At 48.7% G+C, this 17,659-nt stretch carries 16 protein-coding genes; 6 read left to right on the top strand and 10 right to left on the bottom strand.

Annotated elements, in window-relative coordinates:
- Window positions 1-13 precede the first annotated feature (13 nt).
- The 3 genes from WG89_RS21410 to WG89_RS21400 all read left to right on the top strand — a co-directional run bounded on the left by WG89_RS21410 (window position 14) and on the right by WG89_RS21400 (window position 3,414).
- Window positions 14-535, top strand: a complete 522-nt coding sequence (locus WG89_RS21410; RefSeq protein WP_062269640.1) for a DUF1190 domain-containing protein — start codon at window positions 14-16, stop codon at window positions 533-535.
- A gap of 3 nt (window positions 536-538) precedes the next feature.
- A complete protein-coding gene (locus WG89_RS21405; protein WP_062269637.1) occupies window positions 539-1,711 on the top strand; it encodes a glutathionylspermidine synthase family protein in 1,173 nt (390 codons plus the stop codon).
- 158 nt (window positions 1,712-1,869) lie between these two features.
- Window positions 1,870-3,414, top strand: a complete 1,545-nt coding sequence (locus WG89_RS21400; protein WP_062269636.1) for a hypothetical protein — start codon at window positions 1,870-1,872, stop codon at window positions 3,412-3,414.
- 30 nt (window positions 3,415-3,444) lie between these two features.
- On the opposite strand, the gene mazG is transcribed toward WG89_RS21400, so the two are convergent.
- The 3 genes from mazG to rlmD form a co-directional block, all read right to left on the bottom strand.
- Window positions 3,445-4,266, bottom strand: coding sequence for a nucleoside triphosphate pyrophosphohydrolase (mazG, locus tag WG89_RS21395; RefSeq protein WP_062269634.1), 822 nt, complete (start codon window positions 4,264-4,266; stop codon window positions 3,445-3,447).
- Window positions 4,263-6,509, bottom strand: a complete 2,247-nt coding sequence (relA, locus tag WG89_RS21390) for a GTP diphosphokinase (RefSeq protein WP_062269631.1) — start codon at window positions 6,507-6,509, stop codon at window positions 4,263-4,265. Before relA ends, mazG begins: the two co-directional genes overlap by 4 nt.
- Window positions 6,510-6,653: 144 nt before the next feature.
- On the bottom strand, window positions 6,654-7,994 hold the full coding sequence (gene rlmD, locus WG89_RS21385; RefSeq protein ID WP_062269629.1) for a 23S rRNA (uracil(1939)-C(5))-methyltransferase RlmD: 1,341 nt from the start codon (window positions 7,992-7,994) through the stop codon (window positions 6,654-6,656).
- A 352-nt stretch (window positions 7,995-8,346) separates the two neighbouring features.
- On the opposite strand from rlmD, the gene WG89_RS21380 reads away from it, so the two are divergent.
- A complete protein-coding gene (locus tag WG89_RS21380) occupies window positions 8,347-8,961 on the top strand; it encodes a hypothetical protein (protein WP_153301739.1) in 615 nt (204 codons plus the stop codon).
- A 4-nt stretch (window positions 8,962-8,965) separates the two neighbouring features.
- Entirely contained in the window at window positions 8,966-9,646 is a 681-nt protein-coding gene (locus tag WG89_RS21375; protein ID WP_062269625.1) for a hypothetical protein, read from the top strand.
- Window positions 9,647-9,778: 132 nt separating this feature from the next.
- Here WG89_RS21375 and cysM read toward each other — a convergent pair whose 3' ends face one another.
- Window positions 9,779-10,669, bottom strand: a complete 891-nt coding sequence (gene cysM, locus WG89_RS21370; protein WP_062269623.1) for a cysteine synthase CysM — start codon at window positions 10,667-10,669, stop codon at window positions 9,779-9,781.
- 145 nt (window positions 10,670-10,814) lie between these two features.
- Here cysM and WG89_RS21365 point away from each other — a divergent pair, with 145 nt between their 5' ends.
- Entirely contained in the window at window positions 10,815-13,559 is a 2,745-nt protein-coding gene (locus WG89_RS21365) for a response regulator (RefSeq protein ID WP_062269621.1), read from the top strand.
- 50 nt (window positions 13,560-13,609) lie between these two features.
- Here the strand turns inward: WG89_RS21365 and acpS are convergent, their stop codons facing one another.
- Genes acpS through WG89_RS21335 form a run of 6 tightly spaced genes read right to left on the bottom strand, consistent with a single transcriptional unit; the run spans window position 13,610 to window position 17,438 of the window.
- Window positions 13,610-13,984: a holo-ACP synthase gene (acpS, locus tag WG89_RS21360; protein WP_062269619.1), complete on the bottom strand. Its 375-nt coding sequence runs from the start codon at window positions 13,982-13,984 to the stop codon at window positions 13,610-13,612.
- Window positions 13,981-14,727: a pyridoxine 5'-phosphate synthase gene (gene pdxJ, locus WG89_RS21355; protein WP_062269617.1), complete on the bottom strand. Its 747-nt coding sequence runs from the start codon at window positions 14,725-14,727 to the stop codon at window positions 13,981-13,983. Before pdxJ ends, acpS begins: the two co-directional genes overlap by 4 nt.
- Window positions 14,724-15,437, bottom strand: coding sequence for a DNA repair protein RecO (recO, locus tag WG89_RS21350; protein WP_062269615.1), 714 nt, complete (start codon window positions 15,435-15,437; stop codon window positions 14,724-14,726). The genes pdxJ and recO overlap by 4 nt, the downstream gene beginning before the upstream one ends.
- Window positions 15,437-16,378 carry a GTPase Era gene (gene era, locus WG89_RS21345; protein ID WP_245662951.1) on the bottom strand — a complete coding sequence of 314 codons (942 nt, stop codon included), beginning with the start codon at window positions 16,376-16,378 and terminating at the stop codon, window positions 15,437-15,439. The genes recO and era overlap by 1 nt, the downstream gene beginning before the upstream one ends.
- Window positions 16,375-17,064: a ribonuclease III gene (rnc, locus tag WG89_RS21340; RefSeq protein WP_216638536.1), complete on the bottom strand. Its 690-nt coding sequence runs from the start codon at window positions 17,062-17,064 to the stop codon at window positions 16,375-16,377. Before rnc ends, era begins: the two co-directional genes overlap by 4 nt.
- Window positions 17,061-17,438, bottom strand: a complete 378-nt coding sequence (locus tag WG89_RS21335) for a DUF4845 domain-containing protein (protein WP_153301738.1) — start codon at window positions 17,436-17,438, stop codon at window positions 17,061-17,063. The genes rnc and WG89_RS21335 overlap by 4 nt, the downstream gene beginning before the upstream one ends.
- Between the last annotated feature and the right edge of the window lie 221 nt (window positions 17,439-17,659).

The raw sequence follows: 17,659 nt of genomic DNA, 5'->3' as shown, positions 1-17,659 counted from the left end.
TGGAGTTAAGAGAATGAAACGCTCTAAAAAACTCCAACTCGCTTTTCTTGGCGCCACGCCTTTAATGCTGGCGGGGTGCTCTGAGCCCACCAAGAGCACACTGATTTATAAAGATGCTCAAAGTTGCGCCCGCGACAATGTAGTCTCTGAAGAAGTATGTAATTACGAATACAATCGAGCATTGCAAACTCATCTTTCGACGGCTCCTCGATACAAGTATTCCTCTGACTGTTTCAGTGATTTCGAGCTTTGTCAGACAACCTCTTCCGGGGAATACATCCCCACTATGCAGGGCTTTATGCTGTCCCCTAATCAGCAGTCCTCAAACCGCAGTTCATTCACTATTATCCCTCTCTATCTGGGCAGTGGAGGCTCTTATCGAACCGGCAACTATGACCGCCTGGGCAGCAGCTACAAACAGGGTAAAGTGGTCGTTAACAAAAGTGCTACAGCGAAACCCACCCTGAAGAGCACCACCATGAAGCGTGGCGGCTTTGGCAGCCGTTCTGCGGCCCGAGGCAGCTGGGGGGGCTGACTTATGCGACGTATTCTGTCTGAACCAAGGGAGAACTGGAAACAGCAAGCCCAATCTCTGGGTTTTAAGTTTCATACCATTGAAGGTGAAAAATACTGGGATGAATCCGCCTATTACCGCTTCAGCCTTCAACAGATAGAAAACGATCTGGAAACCCCCACTGAAGAAATACACCAGATGTGCCTGCAACTGGTGGACAAGGCGGTTCGATCTGAAGAGATCATGACACGCCTGCGTATTCCCGAGCAGTACTGGGATTACGTGCAACAATCCTGGGCAAACGCTGACCCTCATTTATATGGCCGCATGGATTTTGCTTACAACGGCAATGGGCCCGCCAAATTCTTTGAGTACAACGCCGATACACCCACGTCACTGTACGAATCCGCTTTTTTCCAATGGCTCTGGCTGGAAGAGATGGTCGCTACCGGACGGCTGCCCGCCGAAACCGATCAGTTCAACATCATTCAGGAAATGTTGATTGAAGCCCTGGTTCTTCTTAAACAAAAACATGTAGGCAATGAGCCCCTCTACTTTGCCAGTTGCAAAGATACTGATGAGGATTACGGGACCGTCGAATACTTTCGAGACTGTGCCACCCAGGCCGGTCTGGATACTAAATTTATTTTCGTCGAAGACATTGGCCTGAGCCCAAAAGGTGAGTTTACCGATCTGCAGGACATGACCATTCCAGCCCTGTTCAAGCTCTACCCCTGGGAGTTTATGTTTGAAGAGGAATTCGGCCCCAGCATAGAAGGATCGGAAACACTGTTTGTTGAACCGGCCTGGAAATCCATCCTCTCCAACAAAGCCATCCTCCCTCTGCTCTGGCAAGAATTTCCCGGGCATCCAAACCTGCTACCCAGCTATTTTGAGAAAGGGAAAATAGGCGACGATCTCGGTCAGCACTATGTGAAGAAGCCAGTATTTTCCCGCGAAGGCTCTAACATCAGTGTCATTAAAAACGGACAGCAAACAGACTTTGTCGACGGCCCCTACGATGACAGCGGTTACATACTGCAAAGCTTCCACCCTGTACCCAGTTTTTCAGGGAATTACACTTTGATAGGCAGTTGGGTCGTCGGTGATCGTTCAGCGGGTATTGGTATACGTGAAGATTCATCGGTCATCACCAAGGACAGCTCCCGATTTCTTCCTCACATTATTCTGGACTGATTAGAGAAGCTAAAAACACCATTAAGTGCACTCTACCTCTACAGAAGACTTTAGTTTAAGCCCTGATCAGCAAAGCGCTTGATATGACAATTCAGTTTAAGTCCTCCTGACAATATAAATTAGATTTAAGATCCACTTTCATAAAAGAGTATGCGGCCATGCGCACCCGTGCGATATTATTTAGCCCGCAAGTTTTCGTAAAAGCTCTGAGCCTGATCAGTTTGTTTCTTTTATCCAACCTTGCCTATTCAGGCGATGCTGAAAAATCGGCCATCCTGGTCATGGACTGCCCTGCATCCCATTTTACTGGCCCCGAACAAGCCAGAATCTCCGATGAATGTAAGGCAGTACCAGGGATTATTGTAGGTTTGCACTGGATTGCTGTTCCCACCAACCGACTCGAACATTGTCACCCCGGTGCCAATGGAAAACCCAAGGGCGTTTGCGCTGCCTTCCCTAAAGGCATTGAGGAAATTGCCCTGTTTGCCTCCAGTTCCTGGCAAGACAAAATCAACTACTCCCTGATTTACCCCATCGTCAGGCCGGATGAGGGCGGATTTCCCATAGAAAGCAACGCTTTGCAACTCACCTTACTGGAAATAGACAGACTGCATGAATTTCTTGGCTACAACCGGGATTTAAAAATTGCTTCTCTTGACTTTAAAGAAACGCAAAACCTGCCAGGTACACTTGTCACTCTGAATGCCCCTGACTGCAGATGCCATTATTATCCTGTTGCTCATCCGGCCAGAATCCCACCTTTTCATAAATTTGAGCCAGGACTCCTAGGAGTGATTACGCCACAGCTCCGAAAAGTTGAAAATCTGCTCGGTTACTTTGGTGCATACAGCCTCCCCAAAAAGAAAAAGCTACAGGACACCCGTTCACTTGAATCCATCAACACCGCTCAGGAAACATCCATTTTTTTCTACCCGGACATTGATGAAAAATTCAAACGGGCACTCATGACACGACAAAACTTTCTGGGTCATATTGCTTATACCAGTTACATGGATGGCCCGGATTCGATCTATTTTGCCCGTCTGAAATACAATGAAGCCTTTATGAAAAGAGTTATGAGTCCGTGGTATTGGACACCCTTTACTGACGAGAAAAAGCCTCCGGAAAACAGCCTGGCTTTAGTGAAGAATGCCAAAGTTCTACTCAAGGGCAGACCGATTCCCTGCAGGGATTTGAGCGGAAACCTGGGAGCTATGAATAGCTTATCCAGAGACAAACGTTGCAACTTTATCTCCAGACAGGGAGAAATTATCCATTTATCACAAGGTTTCCAGATATTGGCAGGCAACTCTGATGACACCCTGCAATGGCAACGGTGGCAAGACGCAATACCCAGCGCCAACAAAACACTTTGCGATGTCACTGTTGAGCGCAACTGTGAAGGTATCCATATTTCCGTAGGCGAACTGGATTGCCCATCAGAAGGATTGACCCGATTTGGCGATCAGAGACTATCTCACTGGCATGACCCTCACGCTGCCATGCTGTGCAGAGTGACTGTAGAAGAGGAACAGTTCATAGGCAGAAGAAGCGAGGTTAATGATCAGTGTACTTACATCCGATCAGTCATTGAGGATGGAAAGCTCAAAGAATCGATTGAGTATTCGGAAGAGTTTGAAATCGTTAGCTTTAAGAAGCGTGCTGAGCCGAAGTCAAGATACAAGGCTATCGATCAACAATAGCCCTTAAAGATTTCTATAGGGGAAAGCAGGTTAACTGGCTTTTCCCTGCTGCCAATAAGACTCCATCTCATCCAATGACAGCTGCTGAAACTCATAACCGTCTTCAGCAGCTCGCCTCTCCATGGAGCGGAAACGTTTTTCAAACTTGTCATTGGCTTTACGCATTGCCATATCCGGATCGACCGAAAGATGCCGGGACAGGTTTACGCAAGCAAACAACAGGTCCCCTATTTCCTCTTCCACTCGTTCCTTCCCCTGCTCTTCTGATACGGCTTCACGAATTTCGTCGATCTCTTCCAGTATCTTGTCAAAAACCGGCTCGGCGTCAGGCCAGTCAAAGCCTACTTTTGCGACAGATTTTTGCAGTTTACAGGATCGGGTTAATGAGGGCAGCGCAGAAGGTAACTTATCCGGCATAGCCGATGGTGAAACACTCCCACCCTTCGCCAGCTTTTCTTTTCGCTTGATCGCCTGCCAGTTATCAACCACCTCGTCAGAAGTGGTTGCATCATCAGCCGACTTTCTCGATTCCAGAGTGCCCGCAGGAAAAACATGGGGATGGCGACGCACCATTTTTTCCACCAAACCGGCAGCCACCTGATGAAAATCAAAGTGCCCCGCCTCTTCTGCCATTCTTGAATGGAACACTACCTGAAACAGCAGATCACCCAGCTCTTCACGAAGATTGTCAAAATCCTCGCTGGCAATAGCATCAAGCACTTCGCAGGTTTCTTCCAGGGTATAAGGGGCAATGGTCGTAAAATCCTGCTCCAGATCCCAAGGGCAGCCAGCTTCGGGATCCCGAAGCCGACTCATGAGATAGAGCAGATCTTCAAGACTGCTTCGGCTCATTTACCTTCCTTTCGATGACGTGCCACTTCAATGACATTAGGTAATTGATTCACTTTTGCCAATACTGTACTTAATTGCTGCAGACTCTGAACCTCCACCGTCAACAGCATATTGGCAATATTATCTTCCTTGCTGGTACGGGTCTGAACCGACAGAACATTCACCCGCTCATTGGCTAATACGATGGTGATATCACGCAACAGTCCAGAGCGATCGTAAGCCGTTATGATAATCTCCACCGGATACATGTATTCCGGTGAATAGCCCCAGTTAACCTCAATTAACCTTTCCGGCTCCTGCTCCTGCAGACTCAGGGCATTGTTACAATCCTGACGGTGAATGGTGACACCACGACCCACCGTGATATAGCCAATAATGGGATCGCCGGGCACCGGATGACAGCAACCTGCCATCTGAGTCAAAAGGTTCCCCACACCGTCAATGGTGATCGTACTGTCAGAAATTTTCTCCTGAGGCGTACGCGTTCGAATTTCGAACTCTTTCTCCTCTTCCGGCTCCAGTTCTCTTTGCGCAAGCGCCACGGCCTGAGTCACACGATAGTCACCCGCACCAATGGCGGCGTACATATCATCCATCTCTTTGAAAGGCGTCTGGGGCAACAGTTCGTTGAAACTAATACCAGTCAATGCCAGTCGCTTAAGCTCAGCATTCAGAGAATTACTGCCATCAATAATATTGGAATCACGATCCTGTTTTTTCAGCCAGCTGGTGATTTTTGCTCTGGCACGGTTGGTGGTGACATATCCCAGGTCAGGATTAAGCCAATCACGGCTTGGTTGGGCATTCGGGCCGGTCAGGATCTCCACCTGATCACCGGTTTTGAGACTGTGATTAAGCGGTACAATGCGACCTGCCACCTTGGCACCACGACACTTCAAACCGACTTCAGAGTGGATTCTGAAAGCAAAGTCGATCGGTGTTGCACCCACAGAAAGATCCACCACATGACCTGCTTTGGTGAACACATAAATACGATCCGGCTCTACATCTGATCGCCACTCCTCGGCAATACCGCCCAGGTCACCCAGTTCTTCATGCCACTCCATGACATTACGCAGCCAGTTAAGTTTTTCTTCGTAACTGTCACTCTTGGTGTTAACGTCAGTGCCCTTGTATTTCCAGTGCGCGCAAACCCCAAGTTCGGCTTCTTCGTGCATGGCTTCTGTTCTGATCTGCACTTCCAGGGTTTTGCCCTCAGGACCAAATACCGCAGTATGAAGCGAGCGGTAACCATTCTCTTTGGGTGTTGCGATGTAATCGTCAAACTCCTGGGGAATATGGTTAAACAGCGAGTGCACCACACCCAGAGCTGCATAACAGTCCCTGACTTCCTTGGTGATCACCCGGAAGGCTCGGATATCGTAGAGGTCCCTGAAATCCAGACCTTTACGCTTCATTTTGCGCCAGATGCTGTAGATGTGCTTGGCCCGGCCATAAACATGTGCCTCAATATGAGCCTCACCAAGAGCCTGCTTGAGCTGATCAACAACATGATCGATGTATTGCTGGCGATCCGTTCTTTTTTCATCGAGCAAACGGGCAATACGCTTGTAATCCTGGGGGTTCAGGTAACGGAAAGAAAGATCTTCCAGCTCCCATTTGATGTAACCGATACCAAGACGGTGAGCCAATGGGGCATAGATTTCGAAGACTTCTCTGGCTACCCGGCGGCGCTTGTCTTTATCCGCATCTCTGAGAGCCCTGATGGCACAGGTACGTTCTGCCAGCTTCAGCAAAGCCACACGAACATCATCGATGATTGAAACCAGCATTTTGCGGACTTTTTCCAGCTGGTCCTGACTCTGATCCAATACCTGGGTTCTGGCGGGGTTAAGCAGCTCACTGATGGCCGCCATGCCCTGTACATCCTTGATCAGGCGAACCACGGTCTTACCGAAATCTTCTTCCACCTGCTTCATGGACAGCTTACGCTCGCGTACTGCACGATACAGTGCTGCCGCGACCAGAGTCTCGGTGTCCAGCTTTAGTTCTGCAAGGATTTCGACCATTTCCAGACCGGTACGGAAACAGCCAGGCCCGGTGGGCCAGACAGTATCAGCCTGCTGACGTGCCTCATCCTCAGCCCATCGGCTAAGCTCACAGGCTGCTCTCAGACGATCCGTACCGGTGACCCCAAAGCTATCCTGCAATCGGGCCAGCCAGGCTTCCAGATCGACGGAGCCATCGTAACGGACGGGATGATCTTCTCTTACCTTTACCATGAAAGTTTTCCACTTGATTCTTTGGAAGTCTTGCCAGGCTGAAGGGCAACACTTCCAGGTTCACGGCTGCAGATTACGAAACTTATCACTTATTAAAACAGTCTCTGCAGGCCATGACACCTGTTCACTAGACAAAAATGAGTATTATGTGTGTTTTTTAAACAGCGCCATGGATTCGACATGCCCGGTTTGCGGGAACATATCCATGACACCCAGTCTCTCCAGACTGAAACCCAGTTTGGCTAAAGCCCCGGCATCCCTGGCCAGAGTGGCTGGATTACATGAAACATAAAGCAGCCGGTCGGGAAGATAATCGGCCATCTGCTCAATGATTTCGATGGCCCCGGTTCTCGGTGGATCCAGCAACATGGCGTCATAGTTTTCAGTTAGCCAACCCTCGGCCTGCTTGCCCCCCACCAGTGCTGCCAGATCAGCCTGATAAAAGCGACAATTCTTCAGGCCATTCAGGTCAGCATTGAAGGATGCCCGTTCTACGGCGCCAGCACTGCCTTCAACGCCTACTACAGAAGCGGCTTTTCGGGCCAGTGCCAGCGAAAAGTTTCCCAGCCCGCAAAATAGATCCAACACTTTCTCTTCTGGCTTAAGATCCAGCCAGTCCAGAGCCTGCAGCACCATTGCGCAATTCACAGACCAGTTTACCTGGGTAAAGTCTGCGGGCCGGAATTGAAACTTGAGATCCAGCTCCGGAATCCGGTAATACATCCAGGGATCATCCACTGGAGCATAAAGACAGCCGACGTGCTGCTCATCCCCTTTTAGATAGAGATGCAGCTGCTCTTCACGGGCAAAGACTTCGAGCTTGTTAAGATCTGCAGGCGGCAGATCCCTGATATGTCTGAGCAAAATGGCTCTGCCAGAGTCCGCCAGAAACAATTCAGCATGACTGACCGCTTCACGTTGTTTCAATTCAGATAACAAGGCGCGCAACTTTTCCGGCAGAGGCTGAAGAGGCTCCGCCAATACCGGACACTCTTTGATATCAACGATATTTTTACTTTGTTTTTCCCTGAAGCCCAGAGAGAGGCGGCCTTTTTTCCAGATAATGGATAGTCGGCACCGGTAACGGTAACCGTAAGGATGAGAAACCAGTGGTTCGGAGACTTCAGCAGGCTGCAGTGATGAAAAGCGTTGAAGCTGATCCAGCACAATGCTCTGTTTGCCCTGCAGCTGACCTTCATGAGACCAGTATTGCAGGCTGCAGCCACCACAGGTTTTAAAATGTCGACAGGGAGGTTCCACCCGCTCTGAAGAGGCAGACTCAATAGTATTCACCCGGCCACTGGCATAACGCCTTCGGTCTTCCGTCAACAGAACTGAAACCTGTTCACCGGGCAGCCCTCCTTCAACAAAGAGGGTTTTGCCCTTCACTCGGGCAAGACCACGGCCGTCATGGGACAGACCGTGCACAAGAACTTCTCCTACTACTCGGCGCCGGGCGCCAGGAGAAGCCTTTTGAGATCGCATGAAGCTGTATCCTTCAGATTCAGAAATATGCAAGCAGCTCAAAACAAAAAATACAAGTCACCCTGGCAAGCATTACTCAAGAGGTTTGTAACCTTGTATTTTCATATAAAAAGCTGCGTAAAGAATAAACAACGCTGCGCATTATACCTACAGCCCTGTGAATTTTCAGTGCTCCAGAGCAATAAGAGTGTAAATATTTTGTGATCAGATAGAGAACAGAGATTGAGCAGTGAAATATATGGCTAATCGTCCCTGCAGTAGGAAAAATTTAGCTTACACTGTATCCATGAAACAACTCAGACAGTCCAGGGACGTACTGCCTTCAGTGTAATGCGGTTCTACTGGGATCAAAATGAGGATATTCTTTAATCTAAAATCGACATTAGTATTATTGTGCCTGCTGGCATGTAACTTTCCTGCCTATTCTATTCCCATACCCGAAACCGACAGACACTCCATTATTACAGAAATAGAGACACTCAAGCTCATACTTGAACAACAAAAAGAAGTGCTGAATGAACAGGAAACCGTACTATCTCAGCTTGATAAATTCTATTTCGATATGCCTCAGTACGAGCCTTGGGATGCCGACCTCCATCAGAGCCCTATGAACTGCAGCAACCCAAACAACCACCCCGGCAATCTGGCTTACAAAATAAGCAGTTACACGACGTTAGGCCTGGCTTCCATACCTGCCATTATTGGCCCCGCCGTTGAGGCTTATCGACATCACTTAACCTTCAATGTTGAAAAAAAGCCAGTACTCTGGACGGCATTTACCTGGCCAGTCGCTTCTACTTTTGGCAATTCATTTTTTGATATGCATATTTTCACGAATCAGGAGGAAGACCTGTTACATAAAATTTTAAATGGCATACCCACAACCATGATCATACTAACCAGCCTTTACACGGTAGTATCACTGATTCATTACGGCCGTAAGTACGGCCTGCATTCCGGCTGGTAGAGTTATGAAAAGATTCACCCTTTCAGGATGCCTGAAACTTCTCCTGCAATTATCACCCACGCCCCTCCTCTATCTTGCCATCACATGCCTCAGTTTCAACAGCACGGCAAATGAAGAAACTTATGATGACTGGACTGTAAAGGAATTACTTCAATATAGAGATGAGTTAAGAGACCGAGTTAAGGAAAATGCCACGAAAATCGTAGAAAACGACCGCTTAATTTCCATCAAAAAAGCCCAGATGGAAGAAGAACAGGCCTCAGGCTCCGGCAGCGCACTGATTCCACTGGAGTGCGCCAATGCAACCAAACCCGAGATTAATCAAAACCTCCAGCGTTTTTCCAAAGCTTCCTCCTACATATCAGGAGCATCCACGATTATTGGACCAGGCTCTGAGATCATTCACAACTATGTAGCCCATTACCGGAAAAAGCTTCCGGTGCCACTCAGTAGCTATGGCTGGCTATTGCTGGATAAGGTGTGCAATATTTTCTTTATTGCCCACTTCACGTTTGACTGGTTGAACGGTGACGATACCTACAGTTCCTACATAGGCAACATTGTGCCATCGATGATGATGATTACGATAGATAATGCCGGGCTGGTCACTCTTTTTATTTTCCACACTCGCTTGAAGCGGTTGAAGAATCCTGAGCGACAGCCTTTGCTTGAATCAATAAACTAGTGCAGCCAAGCATTAAGACAATACAGGCTCAGTGCGAACAGTATGGGGGGTTCAATTCATCAATTTAAAGGCCAGTTGTGGCCCACTGAATGAGCCACAAACATTAAACCTGGAAGAGCAGACACTCGATTCTTATGAATTAAACACCCCAGTGGAAAGGTATCGATCACCCCGGTCGCAGATAATGCAAACAATAGTGGCATTCTCCACTTCTTCGGCCAGTCTCAAAGCTCCGGCTACCGCACCACCCGAAGAAACCCCACAGAAGATACCCTCTTTTGTCGCCAGGGTTTTCATGGTCTCTTCCGCTTCTGTTTGATTAATATCCATCACCCGATCAACACGACTTTCGTCAAATATTTCCGGGAGGTATTCAACCGGCCAACGTCTTATACCTGGAATGCTGGCACCATCAGCCGGTTGCAGGCCTACTATTTGAATATTGGGATTTTGCTCTTTAAGGAACCTTGATGTCCCCATAATGGTTCCCGTGGTTCCCATAGAGCTGACGAAGTGGGTGATCTCCCCACCTGTTTGTTGCCAGATCTCAGGCCCAGTGCCTTTATAGTGCGCCAATGGATTATCCTGGTTGGCGAATTGATTCAAGACTTTGCCCAGACCTTCTTTTTCCATGGCCAACGCCAGATCCCGGGCACCTTCCATACCCTCTTCCTTACTGACCAGTTTTAACTCGGCACCATAAGCAGTCATGGCGGCACGCCTTTCCTCACTCATATGGTCCGGCATGATCAGTATCATCCTATACCCCTTGATAGCAGCTGCCATAGCCAGGGCAATACCCGTATTGCCACTGGTGGCTTCAATCAGGGTTTCACCCGGTTTAATGGCCCCTATGGCTTCTGCTTCAGAGATCATGGAGAGCGCAGGACGATCCTTGACTGAGCCCGCAGGGTTATTCCCTTCCATCTTGAGCAGAATGGTATTGCCTCGACCGGCAGACAGTCTCTGCAACCGGATCAGTGGGGTGTTACCCACCAGGGACTCAATTGTGGGGTAATCCATAGCTCTCCTTAACAAACGTTCTCTGAACCAAAACTTCCAAAACGTACGTATAACTCTTATGATGCGTCAGGTGCCTGTCCGATCATAGCGGTTCGATAGGCGCCCAGCATAAATGATAATAATCCAGTCTGTACAATTATTACGTATGAAAACAACTTCCCAGACTGTTCAGCGCAGAATTCTGGTTCTTGCACTGCTACCAGGCGCTCTCATCTCTGTCCTCATGTGCAGTCTTTATCTGTGGGCTCGCTTCACTGAGCTGGATCAACAGCTGATCACCAAAGCTGAAGAAATGACCCGACGGCTAGCGACACTCGTTGTGTACTCCATGGAAAGCGGCGAAATGGAGAGTACACAGGCACTGGCCAGCCAGACACTGGACGATACTGACATCAGAGCCGTCAGCCTGCTGGACCGAAATGGCAAGGAATTGCTCCATGCAGGCCCCAATTTATTACCCATTGGTCTGGCTCAACCTTTGCCCGGATCGGTTTCACTCTATACCACCCACGACACACTCAGAGCCATTGCGCCCGTAGTCCGTCTGAGTGGTGATCAATCCGAAACCATTGGCTGGCTGCAATTGGAATACGCCTACTCAGAAACCCGTATTCAGAAATACCGCGCCACCCTGCTGGGCATTATTTTGTTGGCATTGGCCATCGGCATCGCATTTTCACTCTGTATGAAGCTGTCCCGCTCCCTGATTAATCCGCTGCAATCCATTGCAGATGAACTGGATGAAATTGACGCCTATGACCTGGGAAGTCGCCTGGACAGTTCTCCAAATAGCCTTTATGCCACCCTGGAACTGGCTATTAACCGACTTCTTGAACGGCTCTCATACTCCAGAGATGAGTTGCAGCGCAGCGTTGATCTTTCTACTAACGAGTTACAGGAAACACTGGAAACCATTGAGATTCAAAATGTGGAACTGGACCTTGCACGGAAAGAAGCCCTGGAGGCCAGTCGGAGTAAAAGTGAATTCCTGGCCAATATGAGCCATGAAATCCGTACACCACTCAACGGTATCTCTGGATACACCGCTCTGCTGCTTGAAACTGAGTTGAAGTCCCAGCAAAGGGAATACCTGTCCACCATTGAGAAATCAGCCCTGGGTCTGATGACCATGCTGAACGACATTCTGGACTTCTCCCGCATTGAAGCGGGCAAACTGGAGCTCGACAATCAACAACTGAGCATTCGTGAAGTTATAGACGATGTACTGGCTATTATGGCTCCGGCAGCTCACCAGAAATCTCTGGAACTTGTCAGTTTCATTTATGAAGACACTCCGGAAGAGATAATAGGCGACAAACAGCGTCTTTCTCAGATTCTGACCAATCTGGTCAGCAATGCAGTCAAGTTTACCAACTACGGCAGCGTCGCTATCAGAGTCATGCTGGAGCAAGTGGATGACACTGATATCCATACCCTGAAATTTACAGTTACAGATACCGGATCCGGACTGACTTCAGAGCAGCATTCAAGAATATTTAAAGCTTTCTCTCAAGCCGATTCCAGTCGAACCCGTCAGGCTGGCGGTACTGGCCTGGGTCTGGCCATCAGCAAAAGTCTTGTCGAACAGATGCATGGTGAAATTGGTCTGGATTCAGACCTGGGCAGAGGTTCTACGTTCTGGTTTACAATACGAACCCGTCCGGTCGAAGACGAAAACATCTTATTCAAACCTGAGCCGATACCTGGCTGCAACCATGTACTGCTCTATGAGCCTCAGGAATTATCAAGGCTCTCCATTGGTCATCAGGTACAAAGCCTTGGTTTACAAGTCACGTCCTTTCAATCTCTGGGTGAGCTCCAGCAATATATAGAGACGCACAACAATCATGACCTGCTGCTACTGAGCCAGGGCGATGATCATTTGCAACGTACTATTAAAATTTCCGAAAAGTATGTACAGCAAACCCCTGTCCTTATTCTAGCCATGGCAGGCAGCAGCAACCACCCTGAAAACCTGCCTCCTGGTATTCACTGTTTGCTTAAACCCGTAGCCAGAAACAAGCTGCTGATGGCCATACAGGGCATGACTTCAAAAACCCTTCAGAGCCCGGATGTTATGCAACCCGCCAAGGCTGTTTTTGAAAAGCAGCTGGATATACTGGTGGTGGACGACAACCCCGTTAACCTGAAACTGCTGGAAACCATTCTGCTCAAGATGGACCAATCTGTTCTGACGGCTAACAATGGTTTTGAGGCCATTGAACTCTGCCACCAGAAAGCTTTCGATCTGGTTTTAATGGATGTTCAGATGCCTGATATTGATGGCCTTGAGACCACACAGCGCATCCGGACCATCAATAATATTTATAAACGAATCCCCATCATCGCCGTCACAGCCCACGCACTCCCGGAAGAACGAAAACAGATTCTGCAAAGTGGTATGGACGACTATATGACCAAGCCGGTTAATACCCGACAGCTGGTCTCTACTATCAGCCACTGGACAGGTAATTCCGTACAGGCCCCAGACGAGCCTTCAGAAGAAGACCTTCCGGAAAAGTTGCAACCTGACTGCTCGCCCGTTGATGAAGAGAAAAGCATTCAACTTGCGGCAGGCAACCAGCAGCTCGCAAGGGAAATGCTGGACATGCTACTGGATGGCTTACCGGAAGACCTTAAAACTATCGAAGAGAGTTTCAGAAACAACTTACATGAACCTTTACTGGAGCGTGTCCACAGACTCCATGGTGCTTGCCGTTACTGCGCTGCTCCTAAACTGCTGGATGCCTGCCTTGAACTGGAAACCAGTCTTAAGCAGACCATCCACCTGAATTCCCCCAACATTATTCATGGCGTTGAGGAAGTGATCGGATCGATCAGGGAATTACTGGAGTGGCAGGCCAAAAGAGAGGAAGCCATTTTAGCTTGAGCAATGGGTGTATTAAGCTGTTTCAAGACTGAAGCAGCTTAATACCTAAGTCAGGTTTCTAGCACAACGAAAGCTAATGCATGATCTTCTTCATCAGAAAGACTCAGATGAATGGCTGAAATACCCCGTTGTTTCTGAAGCTCCAGAGCATAACCGTGAAACCGCATATGAGGCGCACCCAGCTCATCACTGTACGTCTCGAGATGTTGAAATGACACCTTACCAATCCCTGTACCCAAAGCTTTAGCCGCAGCCTCTTTTGCAGCAAAGCGCTTGGCCAGCCAGGCTGCCTGCTGAGGATGGGATTTAAAGATTTCCAGCTCGGAATCCGTGAGTACACGACGGGCAAAAGCCTCTTTATTCCGTTCCACAATCTTCTGAAATCGCCCTATACGGGCGATGTCTGTACCAATACCCGCAATCATTTATGGAGAGCAGCTCTCAACATCAGTGTCTTCATTTCTTTTACAGCGGTTTTCAAACCGGTAAAGAACGCACGACCAATAATGGAATGACCAATATTCAATTCATTGATGCCATTGATAGCAGCGACTGGCTCAACATTCTGATAATTCAGTCCGTGCCCGGCATTCACAATCAAACCTTTTGACAGAGCAAATTCGGTCGCCTTCTTGAGCCTATCCAGCTCTGCCTGCATCGCTTCCGGAGATTCTGCTTCAGCATAGGCTCCTGTATGAAGCTCAATGACTGGTGCTCCCGCAGCAACAGAAGCCTCAATCTGGCCTAGATCAGGATCAATAAACAGTGAAACTTCAATGCCTGCTTTACCCAATCGTTCACAAGCCGAAGAAACGGAAGACATGTGTCCAACAACATCCAGACCACCTTCAGTAGTCAACTCTTCACGTTTTTCAGGAACCAGACAAACGGCCTGTGGCAACACCTCTTCAGCAATGGCAATCATCTCTTCTGTGACGGCCATTTCCAGATTCATACGGGTTTGCAGCACATTACGGATCAGGCGGACATCACGATCCAGAATGTGACGTCGATCTTCACGAAGATGCAGGGTAATACCATCGGCCCCAGCCTGCTCAGCCTCAATAGCTGCCTGAACCGGGTCAGGATAGGTTCCACCACGGGCCTGACGGATAGTAGCGATATGATCGATATTCACACCCAGCAGGATGCGGTTGTGAGGAATCATGAGACAGACTTCTCCCTGGTACGGAATAGTTCCCGGCTTTTTAGAGGCTTTTCACCCAGTAATGGGGTGAGCGCCAGACGGGTTAATCGTTTAAAACCCGGAAAGTGGCGGACGTCATTGAAACGTCTTTCAGCCAGAGACAACAGCAACTCTCCGGAAAAGTAGCGAGGTTGATCCTTTTCCCTTGGCCTGAGTACGGGAATAAAGCCCACACCCGCTTTGAATTCATAGAGGCAGCCTTGCTCAATCGCAGCGCCAGTGGCCCCATCGCAGGTAAATGAAGGCGCGTAGCCCGTCATTTCCAACAATTCCAGTTCAAACACTCTCAACAAAGGCTGAACAGGAGCATCACTGGCCAGTTGCTCCAAAACAACACTGTAAAGGTCAAACAAACCTTCAATGTGCTGCCCTGGTAGCACTGAACGCATCAGTAACTCATTAAGGTAGAAACCACAATAGAGGGATTTTCCTTTCAGATGAACAGCGGCAGCCGTTTCAAAACTGTTCAGGGTTTTAAGCTCAGAGCGCCCTCTCCAACTGACATAGACCCGGGTAAATGGTTGAACAGCACAGGAGCGGGATTTGGCTTGGCGAACACCTCTGATGACCATGGCTATACGGCCATGGTCCTTCACCAGAAATTCAGCAATAACAGAACGTTCCTTGTAAGGCCTGCTGTGCAGCATCCAGGCTGCGCTCAATTCGTTCATCAGGTAAAGTCGTAACCCAGACTTTTCAAGGCTCTGTCATCATCAGACCAGCCACCCTTGACCTTGACCCAGAGATTCAGCATGACTTTATTGTCAAACATCTTCTCCATATCAATACGAGCTTCCTGACCAATCTGGCGAAGCCTGGCGCCCTTGTCACCAATGACAATGGCTTTTTGACTGGAACGCTCCACCAGAATCAGGCCACTGATCACCAGCAGCGGTCCTTTAGGACGCATTTCCTGTTTGAACTCTTCTATTTCTACCGTCATTTCATAGGGCAGCTCATCACCGAGCTGACGCATAATCTTTTCACGAATGAGTTCAGAAGCCATGAAACGGGAGCTTCGATCGGTAATCTGATCTTCCGGGAAGAAATGGACCCCTTCCGGCATCAGCTCATCAATCATGGTTTCCAGTTCTTTCAGGTTATGTCCATGCAGGGCTGAAACCGGCATTATGGCTTTAAAGTCTGCTTTTTCAGAGACTTCCTGAAGAAACTGCATCAACTCTTCTTTACGTTCCTTGAGTCGGTCAACCTTGTTCAACACCAAAATGACTGGATACTTGGCTGGGTTCAGTTTGTTCAGTACCAGCTGATCTTCTTCCGTCCAATTCAGGCGATCCACTACAAATACAACCGCATCAACACCTGTCAGCGCACTACTGGCAGCCCGGTTCATGTAACGGTTAATCGCTCTTTTTTCCACTTTGTGCATACCCGGGGTATCCACAAAAATGGTCTGGACATTATTTTCCGTTTTAATGCCCAACACCTGGTGTCGTGTGGTCTGTGGGCGACGAGAAGTAATCGATAGCTTCTGACCAAGAATATGGTTCAAAAGCGTTGATTTACCAACATTCGGGCGTCCGACAATAGCCACATAGCCACATCGTTGACCATCCATTACTTCTTCAGATTCGGTCACGGCTGAGTTCATTGGCTGTCTACTCCCAGTTTTTCCAATGCAAAACGGGCAGCCTGCTGCTCTGCCCCACGGCGACTTGGCCCCTGCCCCTCACTGCTGATGTCTAGACTTTGCAGCTCACAGACGACAGTAAACACCTGATCATGGGCGTCACCTTCGATATTCAGCACCTTATATTTGGGCAGAGGGTTCTGGCGTGCCTGCAAAAACTCCTGCAGACGGGTTTTGGGATCCTTATTCTGCTGATCCGTAATAGACAACCCGGCCAGTCGGTCAGTAAACCAGCTGCGAATACGCTCACGGCAGGTTTCCATACCAGCATCCAGGTAAATGGCACCAATAATCGCCTCTACCGCATCTGCCAGAATGGACTCGCGACGATAGCCGCCGCTTTTCAACTCACCTGAACCCAGTCGCAGACAGTCTCCTAATTGAAACTCACGGCCAATTTCCGCCAGGGTGGCACCCCGTACCATACGGGCACGCAACCGGCTGAGCTGACCTTCCCGGGCATCAGGAAAACGCTCAAACAAGGCTTCTGCGATCACAAAGTTAACAATGGAATCCCCGAGAAATTCGAGTCGTTCATTATTACGGCTGCCACAGCTTCTGTGGGTCAGAGCCAGCTCCAGCTGGCTGCGATCAGAAAATGTATAGCCCAGCCGACGTTCAAGCCGGGCAAGTTCATCAGTCTTCACTGAGATTTTACTTTCCAGTTATGTTCAAAAGTTAATACAAGATCAATGTTGTACATCAGGTGTAAACGGCGTTCGTAGTTGATATCAACAGTTACCGCCTTGCCTTTGTCACGGAGAACTTTAGATTCTCCCTTGGCCAGCTTGATCCGGTTTGTCAGCAGCCCTTTGTTGAGCCACTCTCTTACCTGCGGTACACCGGCCTCTTCAACTCCGGGCTTGGTATCCAGAGAATTCAGGACTTTTGACACCGCATAATCATCCAGATAAATCGGTGCTACCTTAAAGGTCAACATGATCATAAAACCACCGACCAGTATAGCTACCAGCCAGCCCAAAGTACTCAGTCCTTTTTGTCTGCTTTTTGCAACGGTCATTATCCCTCCCGCCGGGTTATTTTTATTTGCCGGACAATCCTGATCACCCAAGAGCCCGACTTTTCAGAAAAGCTCTCAAAGCAATATCCCTGCGAAAATACTTTTTATAATTTCAGAAACAGACATCTCAAAACTGAAATACCTCTACTGAAATGATAAACAGCACTCTCTTTGCTGACTCTCCAGACAACTCTGCCCGCCAGAAGCGGGCAGAAGCCGAA

Origin of the sequence: Endozoicomonas arenosclerae (assembly GCF_001562015.1) — a bacterium.
In the GTDB taxonomy this organism is placed as follows: domain Bacteria; phylum Pseudomonadota; class Gammaproteobacteria; order Pseudomonadales; family Endozoicomonadaceae; genus Endozoicomonas_A; species Endozoicomonas_A arenosclerae.
The sequence above is the reverse complement of the archived record's forward strand: the minus strand, read 5'-3'. Positions and strand labels throughout refer to the sequence as shown.